Source organism: Paenibacillus sp. FSL P2-0322 (genome assembly GCF_037975315.1).
GTDB lineage: Bacteria > Bacillota > Bacilli > Paenibacillales > Paenibacillaceae > Paenibacillus > Paenibacillus polymyxa_B.
In genome coordinates this window covers 3,747,811-3,772,251 of sequence record NZ_CP150243.1, presented here as the reverse complement: position 1 = coordinate 3,772,251, position 24,441 = coordinate 3,747,811, and the positions used below count along the sequence as shown (strand labels likewise).

Genomic DNA, 24,441 nt, shown 5'->3' with positions numbered 1-24,441 from the left:
GAGGCGGCTATGAACAATACTGAACAGCAATTATTCCTTCAATTCTATAATTCTCTTGCCCCGGAAGTGCAGCGGGACATTAAGCATTATCTGTTTGTGTATGACATGTACCTGGACGAGCAGAACCCGAAAGCCCGGGAAACGCTATTGGGTGAAATGAACATGCTGGAGCGCAAATACAATTTGGAGGTAACGCATGGAAATAAAAATACCCAGCGCTAAGGCGCACAACTTTAAAGCGCACCGTGACCTGTCAGTTAACTTTGGACGGATAACACAGATCACGGGCGACAATGCACAAGGTAAGTCCAGCATTTTGGAAATACCTTCGTGGACATTGTACGGCACAGATACCATGGGTGGCAAGCTTGATCCTACACCTACCAACTATGAATACGATTATGTTCAGGCCGAAACCCTGCTGGACATTGACGGAAAACAGGTGCTTCTAGGTCGGGGGATTGAGAAGGGTAAGGCTACTTACTACATTAACGAGGTTCCTAGTAAATACGGTGACTTTGACGAGATTGTAAAGTCCCTATTTGATAAAGATTTGTTCTTGTCTCTGTATAACCCGTCCTATTTTTTCACTCTTCATAAGGATAATCAACGGGATCTGCTTCTGCGGTACGTAACTCCTGTTTCCAACAAAGAGATATTTACCGAAATGAGCCGGACAAGCCCGGACGAAAAAACTAAGGACATAAAACTTAATCCACAAGCTGCCAAGCTGTCAGAGTTAGTCAAGAAGCACACGCTGCAGCAGTTGGGAGAAATCCATAAGAAGAACAAGAACGACAAGGATACGGCCTATAAACGGGCTCAAGGACGCACAGAGGCGCTTGTCGATCAGCTCCAGAAGCTTCCTGCAGCACCAGAGGATATCGAGGCGATTAAAGCCGAGGATGCTGCGCTGCTTGAGCAAATAAAGGCGTTGGAAGCTCAAACGGATCTTGCTGGAGAGACAAACCGGAAACGCACTGTCCTGAGCAGCACCATTGAATCACTGCAACGTCAAATTGCACAGGCCAAGGATCGGTATATGAAGGTCTACAACGAGCCTATTGAAGACCATTGTCCTTCTTGCAAACGTCCGCTTGATACGGAGTCTGTAGAGGCAGTCACGAAGGATAAGGAGCACCGGAAGGAAGAACTACGGGCAGCGCACCAAAAGCTTGTGGAAGAGCGAAAGGAGCTTGAAACCAAGCTTACAGCAATTGAGCCGGTTGATGTTACTGAGCAGATTGCACGAATTAGAGCGCTGGAACAGCAGCGGGACCGCACGGCGGACATTATCGCAGCCCATAATTCACGCCAACGCATGCAGGCCGACATCGACAAAGCCCGTACTGACGAAGCCGAAACGTTGGCAAGCCGGAACGATTCTATCTTTGTTCTGGACGCTATCAAGGCGTTTGAGGCGAAGGAAGCCGAGTTGCAGGCCGCCAAGGTTCAAAGCCTGTTCACAACTCTATCAATCTCTTTATTTAAAGAACAAAAGAATGGGGAACGGAAGCCTGACTTTGTAATTGAAAAGGACAATAAGCCGTATCCGATCTTGTCGCTTTCTGAGTCTGTCCGTGCTGGTTTAGAACTTCGGGAAGTCCTTAGCGAACAGAGCGGTGTGATATCGCCTGTAGCCGTAGACAACACTGAAAGCACTTTTAAGATCAAGAAATCTTCCGGTCAGCTCATTTTGGTCAAGGCCGTCGAGGATGCACCTTTAGAAATAAAACAGATTGGAGGCGAGTCGGCATGAAGCCACATGAACAACTGGAATATGAAATGGCAATGGAAAACATGCTCAAGGTCCTTCCTGCCATGTTGGGGATGTATGGGGCAGTAGCCAAGGCAACAAAGGCATATTATGACGAATTGATTGCCGCTGGATTTAGCGAAGCCCAAGCCCTTCATATAGTCTCCGCTCAGGGTATTACGGCACGCTTAGGAGGTGGGCAGTCTTGAAGAACGGAAAGAAGCCAACCCGCCGTCAGAAGCAAGCAATTGCACGAGCAGGCTATGACCCTGCTGATTGGCTTGTATGCAAGAACGGTCCTTTTATCCTTGAAATCATCAATAGAAAAGATGGCGAAACCAGCATTATCAGCACCGGAGAAGAACGCACTATTTAAATCATAGGAGGCCACACCAACATGGCAAATACAAACAACCAATTAACAATCTATGACTCTTACGCTTTCGGAACACTCACCCAGGAGGATGTTCAAACAGTTCATCAAACAATCGCAAAGGATTGCAACGAATCGCAATTTAGGCTCTTTATGGGCGTTGCCAAAGCAGCGGATGCTAACCCACTTATCGGGGAGATTTACCCAACTGTCTATCAAGGAAAGCTTACATGGCAATTCGGGATTGACTACCATATTCGCAAAGCAAAAGAAATGGACGGATATATGGGGTATGACGTTCAGGTAATTCACGAAAACGATGAATTTGAATATTCCATGGAACGCGCTGAGGATGGTCGTTATTATCTGTCGATTGAAAAATATAAAGGCGGGTTCCCGCTTGGCAAGCCAATTGGTGGATACGCGATGGCATACAAAGAAGGGTTCATGCCTTTCTCGGTCCTGATGGATATAGAAGAGGTTGAGCACTACAAGCGGTCTGCTATTGGGATGCAAAAAACAATGTGGACCAACAATTTCAAGGACATGTTTAAAAAGCACATGGTTAAGCGTGCGTTGAAAGCAGCTTTCGGCCTTAGATTTGATGATGGTGATGGAGAGCAGGGGGACGGTCCAGCTCCATACAATCCATATGAACGGAAAGACATCACTCCAGAAACAGACGTAACAGGTACGGTCAAGCCAGGGAACAAACAACCGACTGGTACCGATCCAGAACCGACAGTGAGCCCGTTGGACCAAGCTCGCGATGATATGAAGAAGAAATTCAGCCAGCTTGGAATCACCGATCCAGTAGACATGCAGACATATATTCTAAAACACGCCAATCCCAAGGGGGACAAGCCCTCACTACCAGAACTCAAAGGGCTTCTGAAAATCATGGACATGCACCTTGCGGAGAAAGCCGCCCAGGAGCAGGCAAATGACGAGCTTCCAGTGTAACAACCAAGTTGAAATATACGTCCGCTGTGAAGACTGTCATGTTTGCGGCAATGAGATAAACCCGGGCCGAGAGGAGTACATTCGCGATTTGCGAGTGTGCCCCCGGTGCTATGGGGAGCTGAGGGGAGTTGGCAGAGTTGCCCGAGGACATGGAGCAAATGGACCTGTTCGACTTCCCTGCTGAACCTACTGGACCAGTCTTGAACGGAATGTACTATGAGCGCAGCACAGATATGTTTGTCTCTTTTGTGTTGGGCCGCAGGCATTATGAAGAACCAGCAAAGGGATGTCCACACCTTAAAGAGTGGCAAGATCGGATTAAGAGGGAGAGGGCCATATGAACATTTCAGGAATAAGGTTTGAATATTTTAACGGATGCCAAAACGTGTACATTGACGCGGTTGGTGATGATTTAATCCCGAAATTTGAACATACAATTCCCGTTGAAGAGGGCGAAACCATTCATTGGGGGATGAACGAACATGGGATCATTAACTTCGGTCTTTGGAGAGATGACCCTAAAAAAAGACCGGGACATGGTGGTATGTGGTCAAGTAGGGCAGGAGTTGTAGGCCCACTGATTGAACGCAAGATGGTTGACGTTGGAATCAACGGCTTTTCCGCTCACATCACGGTTGAAACCCTAGAAAAAATCCTTCCTGATGAATATGAAATTAGGGAACGGGACTCGTACGGGGAAAAAGTGTATGAAGTTCAAAGGAAAGATGGGAAAAACGTTCCTTCCTCAAGGACAACGATGTTGAATGCTGGATATTGGTATGGGGGTCTGCCGGATGAAAGTTGATATCCTGGCATCCGGCTCAAAAGGCAACTGCATCGTGCTCACATCGGGAGATCAGACCATCCTGATTGACGCAGGCATTGCCAAGACTAAGATAGAAAAACGGCTGCTGGACGTAGGTGTACGGCCTGACCATATTACAGCTATCTTCATCACCCACGCGCACGGTGACCACATCAAGGGCCTGCCGATGGCGAACAAGTACCGCATTCCGGTATATGCGACTGAGGGCGAATGGAAAGGTATATCGGGCGTTGATGACGAGTTGCGCCGGGTTGCTGAAACCCGCTATGGAAAATACGAAACTATCAAGCTGGGTGACACCTGGATATATCCATTCCGAACCCATCATGATGCTTACGAGCCTGTTGGTTATGCCATTGAGGACGACAGCCGAGAACGAGCCTGCGTGTTATTCGATACTGGAAAATACGATCAGGAAATGATCGACATGATGGAAGGCAGTATTTATATCTTGATCGAAGCCAACCACGACCCCGACATGGTAGAGGTATCGGATTACCCTATCAGCATCCAATCTCGTATTCTCTCGGACTTTGGACACCTGAGCAACCAACAGACAGCAGAAGCGCTCCAGAAGCTTATACAGGGCCGTGGGGAACGAATATACCTTACGCACTTATCTAGTAAAAACAACATGCCCGCGCTGGCTGAAATGACCGTAAAGGCGGCGCTCAAGCGGCGGGGATTCATAGAAGGCACACACTATCATTTGGAGGTAGTTTCGGAATGAAGACTTTTAAAATCAGGATCATTACTAAATTCAAAACCAAAAATGAACTGTTTATCCCAGGTGAGGTACACGAGGCTCGCCGCCTCTCTTATAACTTTATGGATTTTAAAACGCCTTTCCAAATTGTTTCAGGCAAGAAATCAGGCGAGGAAGTGCCATTCAAATGTGCTGTTGTGGCATTAGATGCACCCCAACCAACGCAACATCAATTCGATGCAATTGTAAAGCAGAATGGCGAGCTGCTTGCGGATCTCGCTGTGGCTAAAGAAAAGTTTTCCGAGATCAGTGATGCGCTGGGCGAATATGAAGGGCATATGATCCCAGCAATCCGGCAACTGGTGCAGGACAAGGCCGAATTACTCCAGACGATTGAGCGTCACACCGACGAGCAGTTTAACGCCGAATTGCTTCTGCGGCGTATCCGGGAGCTGGAGACAATCGTCAACAAGCGCGATGAAATGATTAAATCCATTAAATCCGTAAGCGTTGTGATACGAGATAAGCGCAACCCTGTTGAGGTGCCTCGTGATGTAGCAAATGCGCTCGACTGGTGCCAATGGAACGGAGTCGATAACGACGAAATCGTGAGACATTTGGCTACTGGGATCAATGGTCCGACCGTGAATGTTTTACGATCTTATGTCCATGAGGGGGGCAACGGACACAATCTTTTGTGTGCCTTGCTTAATGGCTACACCACTGCGTCAGAAAATAACGAGTTGGCAGGCTTAATAGACAGCTTAACAAGCGTATGGTTCCGCGACAAGATGGGGGAAAACAACCGTCAGGATCTAAACAAAGTGATTTATGAATTCATGCGCGGTTTGGATAAAACAGCTTCATAAGCAGGTGAAACGGAATGGCAGGACCAGAACTCGACAACGGATATACCCGTGTAGCGAATGAGATTTACGAAGAGGTGGCAATGCGAAAATTTAATGGCATACAACTCAGAATGCTCCTGATCGTCTGGCGCTACACCTACGGGTTTGAAGGTCGGAAGTCAGCAGAGTTGTCCGCCACGTTCCTTGCTACTGCCCTTCGTAGTGACTTGAGCGGTATTAAAAAGGAGTTAAAGAAACTCTTTGAAATGAACGTCCTGAAAGTGTTCAGACAAGCTCAGGGCAAACATGGTCGCATGATCGGATTCAATAAATATTCTGAACAGTGGCTAGTGGGGTGCAATCCTCCACCGCAACCGTTAGAACCAGACGAATTTACTGGTGGAGAATTACACCCCCTTCCGGTGGACAACTCTCCCCCGCTAGAGGGGGACAATCGTCCCCCCAAGAAAACTATAAAGAAAACTATAAAGAAAACTATAAAGAAAGAAGATATATATATGAAAATTCCTCCTGGTAAAACTCAATATGCAGACACCGTATTTTTAACACCAGAGCAGTATGAAAAGCTTTGTTCTGACTTTGGTAAAACGAAGGTTGACGACATGATTGAGGCTTTGGACGAATGGCAAGGGAACCAGAAGCCTAGTAAACACAAGAAGGATCATAACAAGGCGATTCGTGTTTGGATTAAACGGGATCAGGCTCGAAACGCTCCCAAAGAATCAAACAGAGCTCGGGGAGACCAAGCCTTAGATAACTTGATGCGGAAGGAGTTGGGACAAGGTGGAACGGGCAAACGTGATATTTCTAATGAAGTACATCTCCAAGGCTTACCGGAGTTTTGTGATTGACGAAAGGGAAGTTGAATCCGAGGTTCAAGTGTGGCATGACCTTCTTCGAGACGTTCCTTTCGAAACTGCTCTAGAAAAAACAAGGATGCTTTGCCAGACGAATGAAAAATGGGCTCCAACGCCTGCGGAGATATACCAAGCATGTCAGCCTCAGCAATCTTATTATGCTCTGCAACGGGCAGAGGAACGGGCTGAGACTTTGGCTCTACAGGAGTATTTGGAACAAGCTGTGCCTATGCCCGATCACATACGCCAGCGGCTGGAGAAATTGCATTCCAGTAGGAGGCTGAACCATGAGTCTTGATGCTGAACGCGCAGTCCTCGGGTCAATCTTGAACAAACCCGAACTGCTAGATGATTGTTACCTGACTCCCGAAGATTTTGGAGCCGATGAAAGACACGGGCTGATCCTTACAACGCTTCGATTTGCTTATGAACAGTTCACCGGAAATCCTGACCCATTTGACCCGCTGTTGATGGTCCAACATTGGGGTGGGAATATTGCGAAGATTGGCGGGGTGACTTACCTCATGCAGCTTCGTGATGCGGTTCCTGCGGTTCATAACTACCAGTCCTATCAGGCTATTGTCCGCGAAGCTTTTGTTCAGCGCGAAGCCGCCAGAGCCTTTGAAGAAGCATCTGCTACAGGAGCAATTGATGTAACGGCTGTACAGGAACGAATGGACGAGCTCAACCAACTCCAAAAGGGACAGGCCGAGAACAACATGCTTCGAATGGCGGAAGTGCTGGACGGTCACCACCTAGAAATTCTGGACCGTGGTTCGAGGGCGGGGATTACGGGAACCAAAACAGCATCCGACGACTTGAATGAGATGGGGAGCGGTCACCAGCCTGGGGATGTAACCATCGTAGCGGCACGGCCTAGTATCGGAAAGACAGCCTATATTGTTAACGACTCTATAGCGGCTGCTGAGGGTGGAACTACTCCTGCCATATTCTCGGCTGAAATGCCTTCCAAAGACGTGTCAGAACGCCACATATGCGCCCTAGGCGGCATTGACAGCAAAAAGATACGAACGGGACGACTGACGGAAAACGACTGGGACAGCTACAGCAAGGCGCTTGAGATTTTAGAGTCTCTACCAATCTACATTGACGATACGCCAGGTATGACCATTGAGTATATTTGGCGCCAAGCGAAAGACCTTAAAAAGCGGAATCCGCGCCTAATCATTTATGTTGATTATCTTCAACTAATTGAATCGGAACGAAAATTTTCTAGTACGTCTGAACGTGTATCCTATGTTTCAGCACAGTTCAAGAAGATGGCTCGGGTGCTGGGTATCCCTGTAGTGGTAATCTCTTCGGTCGGTCGGAAATGTGAGGATCGGCAGGACAAGCGCCCGATGATGTCAGACCTGCGGGATTCGGGGAATATCGAGTTTGACGCTGACGTGATTATCTTCCTTTACCGGGACGATTACTATTACCCGGATACGATATTGAAAGGGGTCATGGAGCTGATTGTAGCCAAAGGCCGGAAGATCGGTACCGGAACAATACAAATGATGTTCAACCGGAAAACGAGTCGCTTCATGAATCTCACGAAGGACGATAAATATGAGCTTGAAAAGAAGGTGAGAGAACATGGGGCAAATCGTAGATGAAGCAGGCTATCAGAAGTCGCTGGAATGGCTCGTTTCAAAGGCTCTGAAGCTGGATGATCCTTTGATTGATGAATCTGCTAAGACGAATTTGAGAAAGCAATATGATCTTGTATCTGCAAAGGTCAAAGAATATCGGCGTGGGGAACTGGTTGCCAAATTCCCGGGCCTGAAAGAGCAATACAAGATTCTCGGGTGGACGTATCAGGAAATGGCTCCACAGACTGAACAGCAGACCTATGACAAGTTGGAAGAAGCGGAACCAACCAACACACCTACCGAACCGGAACAGGCTCCAGAAACGCCACCAGAGCCGCCAAAAGCTGTGCCGAATCTATCAGGTTGGTTGGATTAATTTCAATAGGAGAGGATGAACGGTATGCCTTACGAACCGAATGAAATTCACGATTACGACCACGATTTTTACGATGAGCCAAGTGAATTCGAACAGAAGCTGGAAGAACTCAAGGGATTCCTCATGGACAGTGTGAAGAAGGAACATCAGGAAAATGTACGACAACTAATCAAACAGAACAAAGAACTACAGGAAGTGCAGAGGAATCTTGAGGATGTCAAGCGAGAATACAACCAAAAAGTAGTCGAGCTTGATATGCGTAAACGTGACCTTGTGTACGAGGTCAGAAAAGAAAGATTGGCGGAATTGATGAGTGACTTTCGGGTCGAATTATTCCGAGCTTCCTCAACTCGTGAATTAGGCGAAAAATGTAATAAATGTAACGAAAACAGATATATAAACTTCAAGTCTCCGCAAGGTAATGACGTGACGGAAAGATGCAATTGTGCAGTGGGACGGACCGTATACAAACCAACCGCGCATGTGTGCTCCAGTTTTGAAAATAGAAGCGGAAAATTAATCGCATGGTACAAAGAGCATAAAGATGCGGACGGAATGAGGCTCGAAGAATTGAGTTATTCTGATGCACCACGACTTATCTATAACGGCGAGAAATTCGAGGACATCAAAGAGCGTTACCATAACGTTTACTTTAAAACCGAAGAAGAATGTCAAGCATACTGTGACTGGTTGACGGAACGGGAGGACAAGGCATGAGTGAACAATTTATAGCCATCGTTATTCCTGTACTGGACTATCCGGTTCATGGGTACCAGCCGGGAGATATGCGGGTCAAGCTGCAGGAAGAGGTAAACGAGCTGATTGAGGAATTGGAGTCCAAGGACTATGACCAACGCCGAACGCTAAGTGAACTGTTCGATGTTCTGCAGGTTACGGTAGGCCTGATCCGACAACAGGCACGCGAGACTCTACCGCCTGGAGAAGCTACCAAGGTTCTGCAAAATGTGATTGCCCGGGCCAACCAGGACCACCTGTACAAGATTACAGAGTATGGACGGCAGCGCAGTTGGGAAGTGTCGCGACGATGAATCTTTTGGAGATAGATCCGGCTATGAGATTCGTCGGAATTGATCCAGCGACGACAACGGGGGTTGTTGCTTTGGACATCGAGGGTAACGTCCTGTTACAGACAGCTATCCGTGGTAAAGGACCTAAGGTAGCCGGAGGGATAAGCACTCCGCAACTTGTATCCCTACAGAATCAGCTTTACCAACTGCTCCAGTCGGGGGACGAAATTCTTAAAGAGGATGCCGCGCCTGGTACTCAAAAGGGCATAACAACTGGGATGATACACGGAAATTTACGGACCATCATTCATCGTAAAGGCTTAGGTTTCAATCTCATCATGCCGAATGCTGTTAAAAAATATGTTGCTGTTACTGGATGGACTGGAGAGCCAGGCAGCAAGCGGCGTTTGAAGGATAAAGAGAAGAAAGAAGCAATGGCAGAAGCAGTTGAATCACACTTTGGATATACACATCCAAGCAATGACGTGGTGGATGCATACATCATCGCACGTATCGCACTCAACCTCTATAGAATGCGCGAATACATGCCGCTACTGGACACTCAACCATATCAAATCGAAGTCATAGAATCCATCTTAAATAAGGCATAACACCCGGGGCTATTGGGTCCTGCGGCGGGTAGCTGCGCCCAAAAACGCTCAGAGAGGGGCATTTCATGGGAACATCCGTCCCAAATTGGAAAAATGAGTTGTCTTCGCGGGGTCAGGGTGACGTTAAAACGTACACACTCAGCCCGGAAGAACTCGCGAAGATTGTCGGCAAGCCGATACCAAAATCTCATACAAAGCCGCTGACCTTCCGTGCCAAAACAAAGACCATCAAGGAGGAAAAACCAACTATGAAAACAGCATCAAAGGACGATCCAAAGCCTGCTGCTCCTGTTAAAGAGGTTGCAGCGGAAACACCAAAGTCTATAGCTCAACCGGAAGAAGAGTCCTATAAACCCGTGCTGACCAAGGCAGAGGACGAGGCGATAAAGTATCTGCTTGTTGGATGGGGGAAACAAGAACTTCTGCAAGAACACGCTAAATCTCCGCTTGGCTGGAGGAGCGGAACACCAGCAGAAGCTTTGAACGGCATGTCTATTTGGCTGCTGGCCCAGGCACTTATTGCGGGGTATACGGTAGAACTGACCCCGGAAGAAACATTGATCGAAAAATATGCTGATTCCTATAACGTGGATTCCGCATATAACGAAGGTTGGAGAAAAGGAGTTAGGTCAGCACTCAACGCCATGGGAAAAAGCATTGAAGGTATAACAAATTAGCCCCCAAGGGCAGAGAGGACATAACAATGGATAAAGTGAAATTGACGAAGGCACAGGCGTGGCATTTGGAGAACTTGAGAGAACATCATAGTGAACGCGATATTGTGGCGACTGCTATAAACGATCCGGGAATTACAGCACACGTAAAAGGAGGTATTAATTCAATAGATCACGATACCTTGATTCGTGCTTTATATATCGGATATGAAGTGGAACAAACATTGGAAGAGAAACTACATGAGGTATTTGAGGATACTCCACCCAGTCTCCCTAATCCTTCATGGACAGATGAAGATAATGTCAGAATGTCATATCAGTGCGGTTTTAGGACGGCGCTTCGTACAGCAGGCATTAAAGTACCCGGCATTAACGATTAAGCCCCATAGGGGATAAGAAGGAGGCTTAGCCCTCCATAAGGGGGAGAGACACATTAACCGGATAGATGCGGTTTTAGCAATTGGCGATCTGCTGGATCAAAAGTGTTCCGGCTGCACGACACGGGACGAATTTAACCGGAAGTACGGCAGCGTCACATCCAAGCTGGACAAGCACTGTAAAACAAACTGTCCTGTAGGTCGTCAATTACAGGATTATGGAAAGCAGCTCGGCAGAAAGGGCGATGAAAATGGAACGGATTATCTACGTCGCCGGGGTAAACCGGCGACACCTTGCAGAGCAGGCCAGCACTGTTCCGTATTGGCTCCTGAGCGCGACCCTGCTGCGAAAGTACCCCAGTTGGCTTGAGCCATACATGCGTAATCGGGCGGTGATATGGGACCCTGGGACGTTTACCGAGGATTGCATATCGTATCAGGGTTACAGGGCCTACATTGATCGGAACGTTAAATCTCGCCATCAACACATGCAGTATGACGAGATTGGCAACCCGGAAGCTACAGCATGGTATTTACAGGATATGCGGCGGCGCGGATACAATCCGGTTCCTATCTTACAGCCTGGCGGAGATACGGGGCTGCTTCAAACGGAACAACTGGTATTCATCGGAGGGACCGTGCGAATGTCTGAGGAAGAGCGAATTCGTTACCTTGATGGCTTGCTGTGCGGCCCTGTCAGAGCTCGCGTGCATCTGTTAGGAATGATGCTACCTAAATGGTTTGCCCCGTACAACGCTGCTGTGCAGGGAGACAATACGAGCTGGATTCCCCGAAGCGATTGGAACCGCCGTAAGAGTGTGGCGGAGTGGATGCAGGAATACGGCAAGCAATGGATACCAGCCGAGCCAAGACGTTCGGTGCAACTGACACTATTTTAAGGGGATACACCCCCTACTACCTATATATCAAGGGAGAGATATACAGATGAACAGACTAGCAAAGGAAGATGTTTTACCATCACTAAAAGAGCTATTAAAAAGGATTGAACAAGGTGAAAAAGACGTACTTGCGTATCAAAAAGATGCGTTGAAACAAGTTATTGAACAATATGGAACAAAGGAAAGACCTATGAGCGCTTATATGGCACTGGAAAATTGGCTGATTGAGCAGCATGATAAACCGATTGAAATTAGATCGGCTATGTTGTGGGGTGGTCTATGGATCATGGAAAAGATGGGCTGTATTGATTTTGATAAAATGCGTGTTCTTTATGGGGAATTCATGAGCCAAAAAATGAATTTGCGTTAGGGATGAGGCATAACAGCCTCTTACCCTATGCCCCTATATACCTTAAAGGAGCGAACCGATTTGGATGGACTAATCATTAAACCTAATTGGGCTGACATGGTGCTGTCGGGCATTAAACCGTGGGAGATACGCGGCAGCCGGACACACAAACGCGGCACCATCGGAATTATAAAGAGTGGCAGCGGCCTAGTATATGGCACGGCGGACCTTGTGGATTGTGTACCCATGACTTTTTACAACTGGTATGAAAACAAGGATAAGCATCATGTGGAGTATGCAGATGTAGATTACAAAACACCTTATGCATGGGTAATGCAAAATCCAGTAATTTACCCAGAACCTATACCTTATAAGCATCCACAAGGGGCAGTTATATGGGTTAAGCTGCCCTATAACCCGGAGCTACTACAAGGAGGCGGTAAAGGTGAGTAAACGGATAATTAATTTACCGGATGGTCTGCAACCTATGTCAGAAGAAGATTTGAAAACTATTTGGAACAAAGCCGACGATGCTCGGGGTGAAGAAGCTCATATGAGTAATGATGTGTTTGATTTGGTCAACGCTCTTGATGCCGCCTATGCACAAATAGACTCACTCCAGCAGCAGCTTGTAGATAAGGACTCCGCTGTCGCTGAATTACACGAATATAACCGGCGGTATGCTGCTGATGTAGATCATCTCCGTGAGCAGCTTGCAGAGAGGGACCGCAAAATAGCCTGGCTTACTAACGAGTTAGGGGAGTAACCACCAATACAGCCTATACAGGGTGTAGGTAACAACTGCACCCACTAAGGGAGGTAAACGGAATGATCAAACGTAAGCATCGCTCAGGCGGTCAGATCAAAGAACAGCGCGGCCCTAAAGTTCCGGGTCCAGACGGATATGATGCTCCTTCAATTGGACCGGATCTACTATTGAATAGCTTACAGACACCTTTACCCAAAGAGACAGTCAAGGAGATTCGCAGATTGGACCGTGCTGGCGTACCTCGTTCGCGCATCGCCAAGCTTACGGGACTGTCGAAGCTGCGAGTTGTCCATGAACTGGCGATGATGGGTGTGGTGAAACCTGATCCAGCTAACAAGTATGCTCATAAGAGCAAGCCAAAGGGGTGACCGTCAAATATGTGGTTTAAGATCCTGCTGGGCTCAATTCTAGTAATCTCTTTCCTCGGAACAGTAGCTGAGGGAGATAAGAATAAAGAGTCCGCTCGCAACATGGCCTGTATCTGTGTTGCATCTATATTAGCGTTGTCGATACTGTTCGTTTTCTATAAATAAAAAAATAAAACAACTGAGAGGGGTAACCACCCATGGCAAAAGCACAAAAATTTCATTCTGAGGCTCCGCGTGAAACATACGAATTGCTTGAGGACATGATTGATAAACATCACGATAGCCTATCAGGCTCTGACTTCCTCATTCTGTTTAAACACGGGGGATGGTTTTCCAAAGGTAAAACCTTGTTTGGTAAATTCAAAGTTCTTGCGGATGATCTGCGGAGCACAATGAAGCGAGATGCAATCTTGTATCTCAATGCTGACATGTGGAATCGGATGGCAGAACCGCAGCGTCGTTATGTACTGGATCATGCTCTGTTCACACTCGACCTTAAATATGACCGTCATGGTAAAACGAAAATGGCTGCAGACGGTCGTCCGTTGCTTACCACATTACCACCAGACATTGAGGGGTTCACAGAGGTTATCAAACGCCACGGAGCAATCACGGAGGACGTGAAGCGACTCGCAAAAGCTCTGACGGAAACGAACCAACTTACCATAGAGGATATTGCAAAGGAAGAAGAAGAGAAGCCGCAGGATAAGCCAGCAGAGCCACGTGAGGGTGTGAAGGGTTATATCCATCCTGACGGGACAATTGATATCAATGATCCAAACCAAGCGAAATTACCTATTGATGACGAAGCAGCCGCAGCCGCTGAGATTGCCGCAAGTGCTGCAGGTGGAGAGAACCCGGACGACGATTTGCCTTTCTAAGCAGACCGCACTTATACGCTCCCCGGCTCCGGTCGGGGGACTTATTTAATACAGAGCATGAGGTGATTACAAGGTGGGTCAACAGAGTTTTTTACCGGAGATCGACCGGAAGCGGACACAGGCTGCTGTGGAGGACGCATTGGAGAAATACAGGATATACAAGTACCTATATATAATAGAAGAAAGGGAATCAAGCACGACAGCCGCTTATAGCGACATGCCGCGTAGCAGCCCGACGAATGTTACTAGCGATCAGACAGCCAACATCGCTGTTCATAATGTAGATTCTCAGGCATATCGTGAGGAATATTGTAAGCGGGTGGAACGAGCTGTAAAGCGTATGCCCAGGATGGAAAGTTTCTTAATTGAGTCGCGGTATATGACAAAGGAACATGATTACATTACAGATTATTATGTATATAATTTTGCTTTCCAACCTCCTATGAGTGGAGGTAAGTATGCGACGATCCGTTGGAAAGCCTTCTATAAGTTTGCTTCTATTATGAACCTTCTTGTTGAGAAGGAGCAGAGAAAGGGTGGGAATAATGAACGAAATTGAAGTGGCTAATGATTGGGCGCAATACCCTATGACTCTGCGCCCCAAGCATGTTGAGGAAATAATGAAGATGAGCCAAAAAAAGACCTATGAGTTTCTGGCAGACCCACCCTTTCATGTGGCTCGGGCTGGCAGGGAAATATATATCAGTAAATTGGTATTTCGTAACTGGCTTGAAGGTACTAATTTTGATGTGTTCCAAAACAACGAAAGCAGCGGATCTTAGCCGCTGCTTTTTCGTATCAAAAAGTGATTCGTATCAAATTCGTATCAGAGCCATATTTCGTATCGGATAAGAGTTTATAAAAATAAGAAAAACCCCTTATAAATCAAGGGGTTTTCGGTATAGGACGGATGGGGATCGAACCCATGACCCTTACCCTGTCAAGATAATGCTCTCCCGCTGAGCTACCGTCCTGCGGTTACTAGATAATATCATGTATTAACCATATATGTAAAGTGAAAAAATAGAAGTCAGCCTGTACTTCATGACCATTTATATATATAATTCGAATTTAGCGAGTTTGCAATTTGGAATTAATGATAGGGGGAACAGATGATGGCCGCAGAAATTATAAGTGTAACAACAGAGGAACAGCTACAGGAGGCAATATCGATCCGTACCAAAGTGTTTGTCGAAGAGCAAAAGGTTCCTCTTGATTTAGAAATTGACCATTATGACAAGCTGGGAGATACGGCCCATCATTTGCTAATTTGTGAACATGGTGAAATGGTGGCCACTGGTCGATTGACATACTATGAGGAAGATACAGCTAAAATGCAACGTATTGCCGTTCTCAAGGAGCATCGTGCGGCAGGCTATGGACGTGTATTACTGCTAGCACTGGAGGAACGTGCACGTGAATTGGGGTTAAGATACTCGCTGCTAGATGCCCAATGTCAAGCCGAGAAGTTTTACGAAAAGCTCGGTTATGAGACGATCTCCGATGAACCTTTTGACGATGCGGGAATACCGCATGTACGTATGCGCAAAAAGTTGTAGTCGACAGCGTAAGGTGCATACAAATCTGTACAATGTGCATGCTAGTAAAAGTTCCTCCACTATACTATGGATAAGGAGCGATACAGTTTGGCTGATACAGAACGAGAGCAAATTACAGCAGTACGTAAAGACGGGGATGGCGACCTTACGTCTTTTCAGACATCTACCGGTCGGGTTTTAGATTATAACCAAGCATTGAACGAGATTGAAGCAGGCTCAATTGCAGGCGTTAACGTTTTCAAGGCCAAGGATGGAAGCGAACGAATTCGGGGAGATGCCGATGGAGATCCATCTAATAACCTGGATCAACTGCCATTGTTCTGACCTTAACTCGCAACATTAGAATACAAGTTCATCATTATATTCAAGAACAGCAAGCCGCCTGGCTATCCTTTGTAGGAAAGCCAGGCGGCTTTTTGTTAATTGTTCAAACTGTATTTAGCATGCTACTCTGCACGTTCCAACTCTGTAAGTTGATATACTCGTTGCTGCTCCAGAAAGGACATGACTCCTGCTTTCTCCCTGAATTGTTCCATATCATCACTATAGTGCATCAGATGAATCCGCTCTTGAAGAGATGGCGCCAAGCTTAGCAGCTCGTCCAACGTCGTATGGACTTCTCCAGCGCCTTGTAATTGAACCTCGTGCAGAATACTCCGACATCCTCGTTCATGCACCAGATGATGAAGCAAATCAGGGTCAAAAACCATATCTGCACTATAAAAAAGGCGGTCATTAATGAATATGGAATAACTGTTTTTACCCGGAATATGCCTTGTAGGGATTAGCTCCACCTGGATACCCGATACTAATGTAGTGGGTACACCAGGCGTTATTACGTTTACCTCGAATACATCTTCAAGCTTGTCAATCATACCTTGCTGTGACATTCCGCCCTTGAGCGTATGTTCCCACAAAGGGTGGATTAGTGGTTCGGCGATATAAAGTAGAGGCTTGCGACGATGGAGAATGTTCATTTGAAAACCGAATTCCTCCAAACCTCCGACATGATCTGCGTGAATATGTGTGATTAAAATTGCGTCAATATCAGGCAAAGGGACGCCCATTTGGTGTAATGCTAAAGAAGCGGTTGTACCGCAATCGATCAGCAGTTTGCCTTCTCCGCTGTCCAGCAGCGCGTTGTTGTTGTAATAATGCTTGGCAAAGGCACTGCCTGTGCCAAGCATTTGTATCGTTAGGCTCATTATGGATTTATCCCTCCGGACTTTGTGTACTAGGACATTCTACAGTCGTATTTTATCACCTATGCTGCTGGAACTAAAGATTTGGCTCCTTATGTAAAAACTTTGGACAATTTGTGAAACACAGCGCAACTTGTGCGGCTGAGCTAGGTATAAATGTACGACAGAAGGTTTTAAACAGATAACGATGGAGGGATTAGTAGTGATGAAATGGAGAAAAGTGATGGCCCTAGTGATGGCCTTTTCAATAATGGGAGGGACCGCCATTTCGGCGGAATCCGCCAAGGACCAAGTGCAGTTGATTATTAATGGAGAAGTGTCAAAAGATGGCGCAGTTGTCATTGATGGGAAAACCTATGTGCCCATCCGTGATTTTAACGGACTTGTAAATTTTGATCCATCCGGTGGAAAAGTTGTTTTCGACCAGCCTAACGTGCATATGTTCCTGTTCAAGGGAGATACGGTGTTTGGTAACGTGAATAAAGGCAATAAAGTGAAATTTAATGTATTCAGTCAAATTGATACCTTGAAAACAGATATCTCTGGAGTGAAGGTAGCGATCACCGACCCTTCAGGCAACGTGAAGGATATTCAGTCCCAAGATATCAAAGGAGCGCAAAAGGATAACTTCTGGTTCCGTACGAACGACTTTACGTATGATTTCAAAACAGCAGGGAATTACCGGGTTGGTTTCTACATTAAAGAGAGCAAAGACGGCAGCTATACCCTGGTGTCCGAAAAAGTCATTACAGCGATAAATTAGGCATACCACAAATTGACCTGCACCCTTGATCATGTTACGATACGGGGGAAAATAAAACAATTTGAAGGTAGGTATTTCCATGAGTGATCACAAACATGAACACGGTGAAGCCTGCAACCACGATCATGACCACGAACATGAAGAAATGGTTCTTACGCTAACTGATGAAAATGGTAAAGATGTAGAAATGGTGCTGGTAGAGACCTTTGACGTAGAAGATCACGTTTATGCTCTTCTGCTTGAGCGAGGCAATCCCGAAGCGGATGGCATTATTCTTCGTATGGAAGAAGAAAACGAAGAAATGGTGCTTTACAATATTGAGGACGAAGATGAGTGGAAACGTGTAGAAGCCGCATATAGCGAGCTTGTTGCCCAATACGAATAGAATTGGATGTAGCAGCTGCATAGCTCTTTAAGAAAAAGCCCCCAAATGGGGGCTTTTTTTGTTGGCTATCAACATATTTTGTAAGCATGTGTTGACAGTTCAATATTATGAAATAGCGTCAGTCTCGACGATAACCTTCACCTGATGTACTGTTCGGTCCTCAGGTCCTTTAACAGGCAGGCCTACTTCTACATGATCAACAATATAATCAATATTGTCCTGCGAAATAACTTCTCCTGGCAGTAAGATCGGAATACCAGGTGGATACACATAAATGAATTCTGCAATAATGCGGCCAGCAGATTCCTTGAAAGGCACGATTTCCGTATCTCCATAAAAAGCGTCTCTTGGAATAAGGGAGAGCTGAGGAATATCCGGTATCTTTACAACCAGCTCATGCTCCTGACCTGTGGAATAGTGCAGAGAAGCCAGCTCACGCAGAGCTTTCAACAAAATTTCAATTTCCTCTTTGGTATCACCAGGGGTCACCAAACAGAGAATATTGTACATATCGCTAAGCTCAACCTCGATATTGTAGTGATCTCTCAGCCAATTTTCGACATCGTATCCGGTAAGACCTAAATGACGGATATGAACCGTAATTTTGGTTGGATCATAATCGTAGGTAGCTTCCGTGCCGAGAATTTCACTACCAAAGCAATATAGTCCTTCAATCTTGTTAACCTCTGAGCGGCAATATTCAGCCAAATCAAGGGCTCGTTGTGCTATTTCATGACCGTTAAGTGCTAGGTTGCGTCGGGATGTGTCCAAGGAAGCCAACAGGAGATACGAAGTGGATGTCGTTGTCAGCATACTGAAAATCGTTTGTACACGTTGTGGGTTAACGTATCCGTTTTTCGTATTTACATTCAAGATCGAGCTTTGTGTCAAGGAACCGCCCAGCTTGTGGACACTTGTAGCTGACATGTCTGCTCCCGCCTCCATGGCGGACATCGGTAGATCAGGATGAAAATGAATCAGTACCCCGTGAGCCTCATCGACCAGGACCGGCACATTATAGCTGTGAGCGAGATCTACAATTTCTTTTAAGTCGGCGCACACACCGTAATATGTCGGGTTGATAACAAGGACGCCCTTGGCGTCAGGGTGGCGTTCCAATGCCCGGCGTACGGACTTGGTTGTAACCCCGTGGTGAATACCGAGATTTTCATCACTGACTGGAGAAATGAATACTGGTTTTGCACCAGCAAAGATAATGGCAGACATTATAGATTTGTGTACGTTTCTGGGTACAATAATTTTATCACCTGGCAAGCAAATGGACATAATCATGGTGATGATGGCTCCGCTTGTCCCCTGTACACTGTAGTAAGTATAATCTGCTCCGAAGGCATCTGCTGCAAGCTTTTGGGCTTCTTCGATGACACCTGTTGGTTGATGCAGATCGTCCAATGGAGCGATGTTGATCATATCTATGGAAAAGGCATTATCCCCCATAAATTCGCGAAATTCCGGATCTGCTCCGACTCCCTTTTTATGACCTGGGATGTGAAATTGAACCGGGTTGCTCTGAGCGTGCTTCTTCAAAGCAGTAAAAAGCGGGGTGTTGCTTTGATTCATTAGTGTTGTCACAACCTTTCGTGCAGGATTTCGACAATCCTGTGCAAGTGATAATAGAACAAAATTGAGTATAGCAGTTTGAAGTAGGAATGCAAGCGATTGAGGGCGCATTTATTTGCGAAAGAGTGGAGTAGGCGGAGAACCCGGTCTTTATAGCCAAAAAACGAAGGTGGAGGATGTGGATTAGATGTGGCAAAAAGGACGAAAAGAAGCTCCGCAGCGGCTGTGGACTCCTTTTTTTAGCAAATTGTGGGTTTTGGTATTTCTAGTCGAATTTATGAAAGGATCTCTTCTGGTATCCATCCTTCCGGTATATATGGGAGAAACGCTTGGTTTGTCAGCCGGGATTATTGGTTTAGCCTTTTCACTTCAATATTTTGGAGACAATGCGTTCCGGGCACCGGCGGGCTGGATGGCTGAACGGCTTGGTTACCGTGGAACGATGTCGACCGCACTGTTGTTTACGCTTGTAGCTATTATTATGCTGAGCGTACTGTCAGAGCCCGTGTGGCTCGTCGTCGCGTGTCTGCTGCTCGGTCTGGGTACTTCTCCGCTCTGGCCTTGTGTTATGACCGGAACGACCGAAATGTCCGGGCCTAATAACAGCAATGGCGCGGCGATGGGCACACTGGAAATTGCGTCTATGGGCGGAACGGGATTGGGTCCGCTCATTATGAACTTCGCCATATCCCACTATGGGCATTCTTACGGCATGGTGTTCATGATTTTGATAGGATGCAGTGTTGTATTGTTGTTGGTTGCTCTCATGCTGCCAGGACCGAAAAGGTCTGCTAACAAAGGTGACCTCGAACAGAGCGCTCTAGTGTCGTCTGATGGGCACATAAAGCAGAAGCGGGGAGTTCTGAAAGGAATCCAGGAGACGATTGGCGTGCTCAAAACAAAGCTTAACGTCAATCCGTTAATTTACCCGGCGCTGTTTTTGCAGTCTTTTGTTATCGGTTTAATCAGCCCGGTACTGACGCTATACGCTCGGACGGACCTCGGGATTTCACCAAACCTGTACAGCGTCCTCCTGATTGCAGGCGGTGGGGTGACTGTGCTGGCACTGATCCCTTGCGGCAAGTTGGTCGACCGACTTGGAACGGAGTATTTTCTACATGTTGGTTTTTTGCTAGCCGGAATTACACTGTTTCTCTTTTCAATCGTTCGCTCTATTCCGCTGGTGTTTGTATCCGTAGCGCTTATTGGTTTGGGATATGCGCTCATTTTGCCTGCATGGAACACATTTCTTGCCCGACTGATTCCGGAAAGCGAGCGAGCAACGGTATGGGGCTTTTTTTTAACACTTCAAGGCTCCGGCATGGTTATAGGCCCGCTCGTTTCAGGAGTGCTATGGGACCGTGCCGGACACACAGCACCATTTATCATCAGTGGGGTCGTGATGCTGCTCATGTTTGGCTGCCACCTGGCTCTGGCGCGTAATCCACGCAGGAAGACTGTGGAGGCCTGAACAGCACCTTGAAAAGCGGCGAGGGCTACTCTTTCGAGAAAGACATTCGGTACAGCGGCAGTAAATGCTCAAAGGTAGAACGCACAGCCTGTAATAATGCAGCCCCGTCGCTGGCGAGTGGATCTTCTCGGTCAATACGGATTCCACACATGACCTCCGCTTTTTTTACCTGTTGCAGCTTGTGGATGATCGTTTGAAAATCTTCATTATCCATGTGTTGTTGTTCTGTGCCTTCTGGAGCCATATGATCCATGGACCAGTAAAAATGATCCGGTAGGTTAGAACGTACATCACTCAGGTTGGCTTCGAGCGCCTGGGCAAATGTAGCTTTGTTCGGGCTTTCATAAATAATTGCGAAGATGACGAAAAGATGGGAAGCGAACATGCCTACCTCAAAATGCGGCAGCGCCTTGTATCCGCGCTTGTTTGCCGCCCAGGCAACCCAAGTATCTTTGGGGGGATTGACTTTCCGTCGTGCATGCTTGGCAACGTGAACGTGCATAGGCTCCCCACATAAGTCTGTCAGGAACGGGGCCAATTCCTCGCCAATTGCCTCTAGCTTGGGCCGAACCTGCTGAATCAGCACTTCCATACGAGGCTCCAACCCCGGTATTTCAAAAACATCGAAGTCCTTTGCAGTAAATCCACTAAATGTCATTCCTTTTCCTCCTGTAACTGGGTTAGGCCATGTCGTGTGGCGTAATATGTCCGATTATAGCATAATGCCGCCGGGCGTGGCCGACTTTAGACCAGGTTTGAAACAAGCATATAAGGCAAAAGTAGGATTGTGCGCTGTTACTCATAAAAATAGGTCAAATAACCAAGTACCCTTACATAAAATGAAGTATAAAATAGAGCAAGGGAAGATCAAGCGGGAAAGCCGCAGGCTTGCTGTAGCCGGACTTCTTGAATCGGACTTGAAAAAGGAGGGAATGCCGTGAACAAGGGCTGTGAGGTAGAATATTGCAATCTAGAGCTCCGGTTTAGCCGTCGGCATATCCATAATCTGATCAAGGATTTGATATCGGAAGGGTATTCGCTGTACTGGAGCGAGGATGAGTCGTACCTGGTTTTGTCGGTGAGAACCGGGCGCAAGCTGGTGAAGCTCCGTTTTCAACAGCTGCGCACAGGACACTACAAGTTGGCTGGAGATTATGTAATCCGCGATGCCAAGCTGGCTGAGTGGTTGGAGAAGCTGATTGGAAGCACCCGAGGTCATGCCATTGTCAAAAGAGTTAAGGATCATCATATTTTAGTAGAAAATATTTTGTTCGGTGAGGTTATTCGTCTGGTCGAGGTTACAGGCTTTAAGCAGCGTGTCATTTATCAGAAAGGACCGGTGCTGTCCGCACAGGAAATGGAGGATATGTACGCTTCCAATGAAGGGGAAACCCGGCTGCTGCTGCTCAAAATGGAAGTAGACGATGAATTGGAGAAACTGTTCACAGCGATGACAGCGGGAGATACAGCTAAAATCGGGAATTGCCATGAACGCCTGCAAACGCTATCCCACCAACTGTTGATGATGGAAGTGTAATACATCTGAACACCTCATGAAAATGGGGTGTTTTGATCTGTGAATAGACAGGGGTTCACTTCTGACACCAAAAACGTTAAAATAGAAGTGCACGTGTTCCGATTCACATAAAGTGTAATGCGGTAAAGCGGCGATGTAGAAGACAAAATATGTTGCAAAGGATGAGGAACCAGATGGCAAAACAGCAAATTGGTGTGATCGGCCTGGCGGTAATGGGTAAGAATTTAGCCCTTAATATTGAGAGCAGAGGCTTCACCGTCTCGGTTTTTAATCGCTCTCCAGAAAAAACGCACGATCTTATCAAAGAAGCAGAAGGTAAAAAACTGACGGGTACTTTCTCTATTGAAGAATTTGTGAACTCATTGGAGTCACCCCGTAAAATCCTGATCATGGTTCAAGCTGGTAAAGCTACAGATGCCACGATTGAACAGCTTGTGCCTCATCTGGACAAGGGCGACATTATTATAGACGGAGGCAATGCCTACTTCCCTGATACACAGCGCCGCAGCAAGGAGCTGGAGGAAAAAGGACTTCGCTTTATTGGTACAGGCGTATCCGGTGGTGAAGAAGGTGCCTTGAATGGTCCTGCTATTATGCCAGGTGGACAAGAAAGTGCCTATAAACTGGTAGAGCCGATTCTGACGGCAATCTCTGCCAAAGTGGAAGGCGACCCATGCTGTACATATATCGGTCCCGACGGTGCTGGTCACTATGTAAAAATGGTGCATAACGGTATCGAGTACGGCGACATGCAATTGATCGGTGAAGCTTATCACCTGTTAAAATCAGTCCTGAACGTGAATGCGGAAGAGCTTCATGAAATCTTCACGGAATGGAATAAAGGGGAACTGGACAGCTACCTGATCGAAATTACAGCTGACATCTTCTCCCAATACGATGCTGAAACAGGCAAGCCAATGGTAGACGTTATCTTGGATGCTGCTGGTCAAAAAGGTACAGGTAAATGGACAAGCCAAAGCGCTTTGGATCTGGGTGTGCCATTGTCCATGATTACCGAATCCGTATTCTCCCGCTTCTTGTCTGCTATGAAAGACGAGCGCATTGCGGCAAGCAAAGTGCTGAGCGGTCCTAATGCTGAGTCCTTCAGTGGCGACAAAAAAGAATTTATCGAAAGCGTACGTAAAGCACTGTTTGCAAGTAAAATTGTGTCCTATGCTCAAGGTTTCGCTCAAATGCGTGCAGCTTCCGATGAATATGATTGGGATTTGAAATACGGAAAAATCGCTATGATCTTCCGCGGCGGTTGCATTATCCGCTCGCAATTCCTGCAAAACATCAAGGATGCATATGACCGCGACCCTGCCTTGAAAAACCTGTTACTGGATTCTTACTTCAAAAATGTAGTTGAAACGTATCAAGATGCATGGCGTCAAGTGATTTCCGTAGCTGTATCTCAAGGTATTCCAGTGCCTGGCTTCTCCAGCGCGCTTGCATACTATGACAGCTACCGGACTGAGCGTTTGCCAGCAAATCTGCTGCAAGCACAACGTGACTACTTTGGTGCCCATACGTTCAAACGTGTGGACAAAGAAGGCGTATTCCATCATCAATGGTTCTAATGAACGGACGGATATGCATGAATAGCATTATGTAATACAACGGAAGCTTTTTTGCCCTATGGGTAGAAGAAGCTTCCGTTTTT

The 24,441-nt window shown here is 46.7% G+C and carries 36 protein-coding genes and 1 tRNA gene; 33 read left to right on the top strand and 4 right to left on the bottom strand.

Annotated elements, in window-relative coordinates; genetic code table 11:
* Positions 1–9: 9 nt before the first annotated feature.
* From MKY24_RS16660 to MKY24_RS16535, 26 genes are all read left to right on the top strand, one after another.
* Positions 10–222: a hypothetical protein gene (locus tag MKY24_RS16660; RefSeq protein ID WP_339200394.1), complete on the top strand. Its 213-nt coding sequence runs from the start codon at positions 10–12 to the stop codon at positions 220–222.
* The gene (locus MKY24_RS16655) at positions 197–1,759 is read left to right on the top strand and encodes an AAA family ATPase (protein WP_339200392.1); all 1,563 of its coding nucleotides are present in this window, start codon (positions 197–199) and stop codon (positions 1,757–1,759) included. The genes MKY24_RS16660 and MKY24_RS16655 overlap by 26 nt, the downstream gene beginning before the upstream one ends.
* Entirely contained in the window at positions 1,756–1,965 is a 210-nt protein-coding gene (locus MKY24_RS16650; protein WP_339200390.1) for a hypothetical protein, read from the top strand. The genes MKY24_RS16655 and MKY24_RS16650 overlap by 4 nt, the downstream gene beginning before the upstream one ends.
* Complete coding sequence (locus MKY24_RS16645) at positions 1,962–2,132, top strand: hypothetical protein (RefSeq protein ID WP_339200388.1); 171 nt, start codon at positions 1,962–1,964, stop codon at positions 2,130–2,132. Before MKY24_RS16650 ends, MKY24_RS16645 begins: the two co-directional genes overlap by 4 nt.
* Positions 2,133–2,153: 21 nt before the next feature.
* Complete coding sequence (locus MKY24_RS16640) at positions 2,154–3,092, top strand: RecT family recombinase (RefSeq protein WP_339200386.1); 939 nt, start codon at positions 2,154–2,156, stop codon at positions 3,090–3,092.
* Positions 3,093–3,220: 128 nt separating this feature from the next.
* Positions 3,221–3,433: a hypothetical protein gene (locus MKY24_RS16635; RefSeq protein WP_339200384.1), complete on the top strand. Its 213-nt coding sequence runs from the start codon at positions 3,221–3,223 to the stop codon at positions 3,431–3,433.
* Positions 3,430–3,897: a hypothetical protein gene (locus MKY24_RS16630; protein WP_339200382.1), complete on the top strand. Its 468-nt coding sequence runs from the start codon at positions 3,430–3,432 to the stop codon at positions 3,895–3,897. The genes MKY24_RS16635 and MKY24_RS16630 overlap by 4 nt, the downstream gene beginning before the upstream one ends.
* Positions 3,887–4,648, top strand: a complete 762-nt coding sequence (locus MKY24_RS16625) for an MBL fold metallo-hydrolase (RefSeq protein ID WP_339200380.1) — start codon at positions 3,887–3,889, stop codon at positions 4,646–4,648. Before MKY24_RS16630 ends, MKY24_RS16625 begins: the two co-directional genes overlap by 11 nt.
* On the top strand, positions 4,645–5,493 hold the full coding sequence (locus tag MKY24_RS16620) for a hypothetical protein (RefSeq protein ID WP_339200378.1): 849 nt from the start codon (positions 4,645–4,647) through the stop codon (positions 5,491–5,493). The genes MKY24_RS16625 and MKY24_RS16620 overlap by 4 nt, the downstream gene beginning before the upstream one ends.
* 14 nt (positions 5,494–5,507) lie before the next feature.
* A complete protein-coding gene (locus MKY24_RS16615; protein ID WP_339200376.1) occupies positions 5,508–6,344 on the top strand; it encodes a replication protein in 837 nt (278 codons plus the stop codon).
* On the top strand, positions 6,337–6,648 hold the full coding sequence (locus tag MKY24_RS16610) for a replicative helicase loader/inhibitor (RefSeq protein ID WP_339200374.1): 312 nt from the start codon (positions 6,337–6,339) through the stop codon (positions 6,646–6,648). The genes MKY24_RS16615 and MKY24_RS16610 overlap by 8 nt, the downstream gene beginning before the upstream one ends.
* Positions 6,638–7,972: a DnaB-like helicase C-terminal domain-containing protein gene (locus tag MKY24_RS16605; RefSeq protein ID WP_339200372.1), complete on the top strand. Its 1,335-nt coding sequence runs from the start codon at positions 6,638–6,640 to the stop codon at positions 7,970–7,972. The genes MKY24_RS16610 and MKY24_RS16605 overlap by 11 nt, the downstream gene beginning before the upstream one ends.
* Entirely contained in the window at positions 7,953–8,324 is a 372-nt protein-coding gene (locus MKY24_RS16600) for a hypothetical protein (RefSeq protein ID WP_339200370.1), read from the top strand. Before MKY24_RS16605 ends, MKY24_RS16600 begins: the two co-directional genes overlap by 20 nt.
* 24 nt (positions 8,325–8,348) lie before the next feature.
* The gene (locus tag MKY24_RS16595) at positions 8,349–9,041 is read left to right on the top strand and encodes a hypothetical protein (protein WP_339200368.1); all 693 of its coding nucleotides are present in this window, start codon (positions 8,349–8,351) and stop codon (positions 9,039–9,041) included.
* Positions 9,038–9,373, top strand: a complete 336-nt coding sequence (locus MKY24_RS16590; protein WP_339200367.1) for a DUF2019 domain-containing protein — start codon at positions 9,038–9,040, stop codon at positions 9,371–9,373. Before MKY24_RS16595 ends, MKY24_RS16590 begins: the two co-directional genes overlap by 4 nt.
* Positions 9,370–9,963 carry a hypothetical protein gene (locus MKY24_RS16585; protein WP_339200365.1) on the top strand — a complete coding sequence of 198 codons (594 nt, stop codon included), beginning with the start codon at positions 9,370–9,372 and terminating at the stop codon, positions 9,961–9,963. The genes MKY24_RS16590 and MKY24_RS16585 overlap by 4 nt, the downstream gene beginning before the upstream one ends.
* A gap of 65 nt (positions 9,964–10,028) precedes the next feature.
* Positions 10,029–10,640 carry a hypothetical protein gene (locus MKY24_RS16580; protein ID WP_339200364.1) on the top strand — a complete coding sequence of 204 codons (612 nt, stop codon included), beginning with the start codon at positions 10,029–10,031 and terminating at the stop codon, positions 10,638–10,640.
* A gap of 26 nt (positions 10,641–10,666) precedes the next feature.
* A complete protein-coding gene (locus MKY24_RS16575) occupies positions 10,667–11,017 on the top strand; it encodes a hypothetical protein (RefSeq protein WP_339200363.1) in 351 nt (116 codons plus the stop codon).
* Positions 11,018–11,232: 215 nt separating this feature from the next.
* On the top strand, positions 11,233–11,913 hold the full coding sequence (locus MKY24_RS16570) for a hypothetical protein (RefSeq protein ID WP_339200361.1): 681 nt from the start codon (positions 11,233–11,235) through the stop codon (positions 11,911–11,913).
* Between the two features lie 46 nt (positions 11,914–11,959).
* A complete protein-coding gene (locus MKY24_RS16565; RefSeq protein WP_339200359.1) occupies positions 11,960–12,283 on the top strand; it encodes a hypothetical protein in 324 nt (107 codons plus the stop codon).
* A gap of 60 nt (positions 12,284–12,343) precedes the next feature.
* Positions 12,344–12,715, top strand: coding sequence for an ASCH domain-containing protein (locus tag MKY24_RS16560; RefSeq protein WP_339200358.1), 372 nt, complete (start codon positions 12,344–12,346; stop codon positions 12,713–12,715).
* Positions 12,708–13,028, top strand: a complete 321-nt coding sequence (locus tag MKY24_RS16555; protein ID WP_339200356.1) for a hypothetical protein — start codon at positions 12,708–12,710, stop codon at positions 13,026–13,028. Before MKY24_RS16560 ends, MKY24_RS16555 begins: the two co-directional genes overlap by 8 nt.
* 62 nt (positions 13,029–13,090) lie before the next feature.
* Complete coding sequence (locus MKY24_RS16550; protein ID WP_339200354.1) at positions 13,091–13,399, top strand: hypothetical protein; 309 nt, start codon at positions 13,091–13,093, stop codon at positions 13,397–13,399.
* A 197-nt stretch (positions 13,400–13,596) separates the two neighbouring features.
* The gene (locus MKY24_RS16545; RefSeq protein ID WP_339200352.1) at positions 13,597–14,280 is read left to right on the top strand and encodes a putative metallopeptidase; all 684 of its coding nucleotides are present in this window, start codon (positions 13,597–13,599) and stop codon (positions 14,278–14,280) included.
* Positions 14,281–14,353: 73 nt separating this feature from the next.
* On the top strand, positions 14,354–14,839 hold the full coding sequence (locus tag MKY24_RS16540) for an ArpU family phage packaging/lysis transcriptional regulator (protein ID WP_339200350.1): 486 nt from the start codon (positions 14,354–14,356) through the stop codon (positions 14,837–14,839).
* The gene (locus tag MKY24_RS16535; RefSeq protein WP_339200348.1) at positions 14,826–15,062 is read left to right on the top strand and encodes a hypothetical protein; all 237 of its coding nucleotides are present in this window, start codon (positions 14,826–14,828) and stop codon (positions 15,060–15,062) included. Before MKY24_RS16540 ends, MKY24_RS16535 begins: the two co-directional genes overlap by 14 nt.
* A 120-nt stretch (positions 15,063–15,182) precedes the next feature.
* Here the strand turns inward: MKY24_RS16535 and MKY24_RS16530 are convergent.
* Positions 15,183–15,254, bottom strand: a tRNA-Val gene (locus MKY24_RS16530).
* Positions 15,255–15,395: 141 nt separating this feature from the next.
* Between MKY24_RS16530 and MKY24_RS16525 the strand changes: the two genes are divergently transcribed.
* Both MKY24_RS16525 and MKY24_RS16520 read left to right on the top strand, forming a co-directional pair.
* Positions 15,396–15,839 (top strand): GNAT family N-acetyltransferase, encoded by a 444-nt coding sequence (locus tag MKY24_RS16525; RefSeq protein WP_025724006.1) that lies wholly within the window; start codon positions 15,396–15,398, stop codon positions 15,837–15,839.
* A gap of 87 nt (positions 15,840–15,926) precedes the next feature.
* The gene (locus MKY24_RS16520; protein ID WP_339200347.1) at positions 15,927–16,163 is read left to right on the top strand and encodes a DUF3892 domain-containing protein; all 237 of its coding nucleotides are present in this window, start codon (positions 15,927–15,929) and stop codon (positions 16,161–16,163) included.
* Positions 16,164–16,285: 122 nt separating this feature from the next.
* Here the strand turns inward: MKY24_RS16520 and MKY24_RS16515 are convergent, their stop codons facing one another.
* Positions 16,286–17,044, bottom strand: a complete 759-nt coding sequence (locus MKY24_RS16515; protein WP_339200346.1) for an MBL fold metallo-hydrolase — start codon at positions 17,042–17,044, stop codon at positions 16,286–16,288.
* Positions 17,045–17,246: 202 nt separating this feature from the next.
* On the opposite strand from MKY24_RS16515, the gene MKY24_RS16510 reads away from it, so the two are divergent.
* Positions 17,247–17,804: a hypothetical protein gene (locus MKY24_RS16510; RefSeq protein WP_023989343.1), complete on the top strand. Its 558-nt coding sequence runs from the start codon at positions 17,247–17,249 to the stop codon at positions 17,802–17,804.
* A gap of 79 nt (positions 17,805–17,883) precedes the next feature.
* Positions 17,884–18,189, top strand: a complete 306-nt coding sequence (locus tag MKY24_RS16505; RefSeq protein ID WP_007431055.1) for a DUF1292 domain-containing protein — start codon at positions 17,884–17,886, stop codon at positions 18,187–18,189.
* A gap of 105 nt (positions 18,190–18,294) precedes the next feature.
* On the opposite strand, the gene MKY24_RS16500 is transcribed toward MKY24_RS16505, so the two are convergent.
* Entirely contained in the window at positions 18,295–19,770 is a 1,476-nt protein-coding gene (locus MKY24_RS16500; protein WP_013310938.1) for an aminotransferase class I/II-fold pyridoxal phosphate-dependent enzyme, read from the bottom strand.
* A gap of 187 nt (positions 19,771–19,957) precedes the next feature.
* Between MKY24_RS16500 and MKY24_RS16495 the strand changes: the two genes are divergently transcribed.
* On the top strand, positions 19,958–21,241 hold the full coding sequence (locus tag MKY24_RS16495) for an MFS transporter (RefSeq protein ID WP_023989342.1): 1,284 nt from the start codon (positions 19,958–19,960) through the stop codon (positions 21,239–21,241).
* Positions 21,242–21,266: 25 nt separating this feature from the next.
* Here the strand turns inward: MKY24_RS16495 and MKY24_RS16490 are convergent, their stop codons facing one another.
* Positions 21,267–21,899 (bottom strand): DUF1054 domain-containing protein, encoded by a 633-nt coding sequence (locus MKY24_RS16490; protein WP_025724011.1) that lies wholly within the window; start codon positions 21,897–21,899, stop codon positions 21,267–21,269.
* A gap of 279 nt (positions 21,900–22,178) precedes the next feature.
* Between MKY24_RS16490 and MKY24_RS16485 the strand changes: the two genes are divergently transcribed.
* Complete coding sequence (locus tag MKY24_RS16485; protein ID WP_339200343.1) at positions 22,179–22,778, top strand: hypothetical protein; 600 nt, start codon at positions 22,179–22,181, stop codon at positions 22,776–22,778.
* Between the two features lie 173 nt (positions 22,779–22,951).
* Positions 22,952–24,358 (top strand): NADP-dependent phosphogluconate dehydrogenase, encoded by a 1,407-nt coding sequence (gndA, locus tag MKY24_RS16480; RefSeq protein ID WP_013310934.1) that lies wholly within the window; start codon positions 22,952–22,954, stop codon positions 24,356–24,358.
* The last annotated feature ends 83 nt before the right edge of the window (positions 24,359–24,441 follow it).

Excerpts from the sequence above, each read along its gene's own strand:
- MKY24_RS16660 (WP_339200394.1), top strand. The coding sequence starts at position 10 with ATGAACAATACTGAACAGCAATTATTCCTTCAATTCTATAATTCTCTT.
- MKY24_RS16655 (WP_339200392.1), top strand. The coding sequence starts at position 197 with ATGGAAATAAAAATACCCAGCGCTAAGGCGCACAACTTTAAAGCGCAC.
- MKY24_RS16650 (WP_339200390.1), top strand. The coding sequence starts at position 1,756 with ATGAAGCCACATGAACAACTGGAATATGAAATGGCAATGGAAAACATG.
- MKY24_RS16640 (WP_339200386.1), top strand. The coding sequence starts at position 2,154 with ATGGCAAATACAAACAACCAATTAACAATCTATGACTCTTACGCTTTC.
- MKY24_RS16630 (WP_339200382.1), top strand. The coding sequence starts at position 3,430 with ATGAACATTTCAGGAATAAGGTTTGAATATTTTAACGGATGCCAAAAC.
- MKY24_RS16625 (WP_339200380.1), top strand. The coding sequence starts at position 3,887 with ATGAAAGTTGATATCCTGGCATCCGGCTCAAAAGGCAACTGCATCGTG.
- MKY24_RS16620 (WP_339200378.1), top strand. The coding sequence starts at position 4,645 with ATGAAGACTTTTAAAATCAGGATCATTACTAAATTCAAAACCAAAAAT.
- MKY24_RS16615 (WP_339200376.1), top strand. The coding sequence starts at position 5,508 with ATGGCAGGACCAGAACTCGACAACGGATATACCCGTGTAGCGAATGAG.
- MKY24_RS16605 (WP_339200372.1), top strand. The coding sequence starts at position 6,638 with ATGAGTCTTGATGCTGAACGCGCAGTCCTCGGGTCAATCTTGAACAAA.
- MKY24_RS16600 (WP_339200370.1), top strand. The coding sequence starts at position 7,953 with ATGGGGCAAATCGTAGATGAAGCAGGCTATCAGAAGTCGCTGGAATGG.
- MKY24_RS16595 (WP_339200368.1), top strand. The coding sequence starts at position 8,349 with ATGCCTTACGAACCGAATGAAATTCACGATTACGACCACGATTTTTAC.
- MKY24_RS16590 (WP_339200367.1), top strand. The coding sequence starts at position 9,038 with ATGAGTGAACAATTTATAGCCATCGTTATTCCTGTACTGGACTATCCG.
- MKY24_RS16585 (WP_339200365.1), top strand. The coding sequence starts at position 9,370 with ATGAATCTTTTGGAGATAGATCCGGCTATGAGATTCGTCGGAATTGAT.
- MKY24_RS16580 (WP_339200364.1), top strand. The coding sequence starts at position 10,029 with ATGGGAACATCCGTCCCAAATTGGAAAAATGAGTTGTCTTCGCGGGGT.
- MKY24_RS16575 (WP_339200363.1), top strand. The coding sequence starts at position 10,667 with ATGGATAAAGTGAAATTGACGAAGGCACAGGCGTGGCATTTGGAGAAC.
- MKY24_RS16570 (WP_339200361.1), top strand. The coding sequence starts at position 11,233 with ATGGAAAGCAGCTCGGCAGAAAGGGCGATGAAAATGGAACGGATTATC.
- MKY24_RS16565 (WP_339200359.1), top strand. The coding sequence starts at position 11,960 with ATGAACAGACTAGCAAAGGAAGATGTTTTACCATCACTAAAAGAGCTA.
- MKY24_RS16550 (WP_339200354.1), top strand. The coding sequence starts at position 13,091 with ATGATCAAACGTAAGCATCGCTCAGGCGGTCAGATCAAAGAACAGCGC.
- MKY24_RS16545 (WP_339200352.1), top strand. The coding sequence starts at position 13,597 with ATGGCAAAAGCACAAAAATTTCATTCTGAGGCTCCGCGTGAAACATAC.
- MKY24_RS16535 (WP_339200348.1), top strand. The coding sequence starts at position 14,826 with ATGAACGAAATTGAAGTGGCTAATGATTGGGCGCAATACCCTATGACT.
- MKY24_RS16525 (WP_025724006.1), top strand. The coding sequence starts at position 15,396 with ATGGCCGCAGAAATTATAAGTGTAACAACAGAGGAACAGCTACAGGAG.
- MKY24_RS16515 (WP_339200346.1), bottom strand. The coding sequence starts at position 17,044 with ATGAGCCTAACGATACAAATGCTTGGCACAGGCAGTGCCTTTGCCAAG.
- MKY24_RS16510 (WP_023989343.1), top strand. The coding sequence starts at position 17,247 with ATGAAATGGAGAAAAGTGATGGCCCTAGTGATGGCCTTTTCAATAATG.
- MKY24_RS16505 (WP_007431055.1), top strand. The coding sequence starts at position 17,884 with ATGAGTGATCACAAACATGAACACGGTGAAGCCTGCAACCACGATCAT.
- MKY24_RS16500 (WP_013310938.1), bottom strand. The coding sequence starts at position 19,770 with ATGAATCAAAGCAACACCCCGCTTTTTACTGCTTTGAAGAAGCACGCT.
- MKY24_RS16495 (WP_023989342.1), top strand. The coding sequence starts at position 19,958 with ATGTGGCAAAAAGGACGAAAAGAAGCTCCGCAGCGGCTGTGGACTCCT.
- MKY24_RS16490 (WP_025724011.1), bottom strand. The coding sequence starts at position 21,899 with ATGACATTTAGTGGATTTACTGCAAAGGACTTCGATGTTTTTGAAATA.
- gndA (WP_013310934.1), top strand. The coding sequence starts at position 22,952 with ATGGCAAAACAGCAAATTGGTGTGATCGGCCTGGCGGTAATGGGTAAG.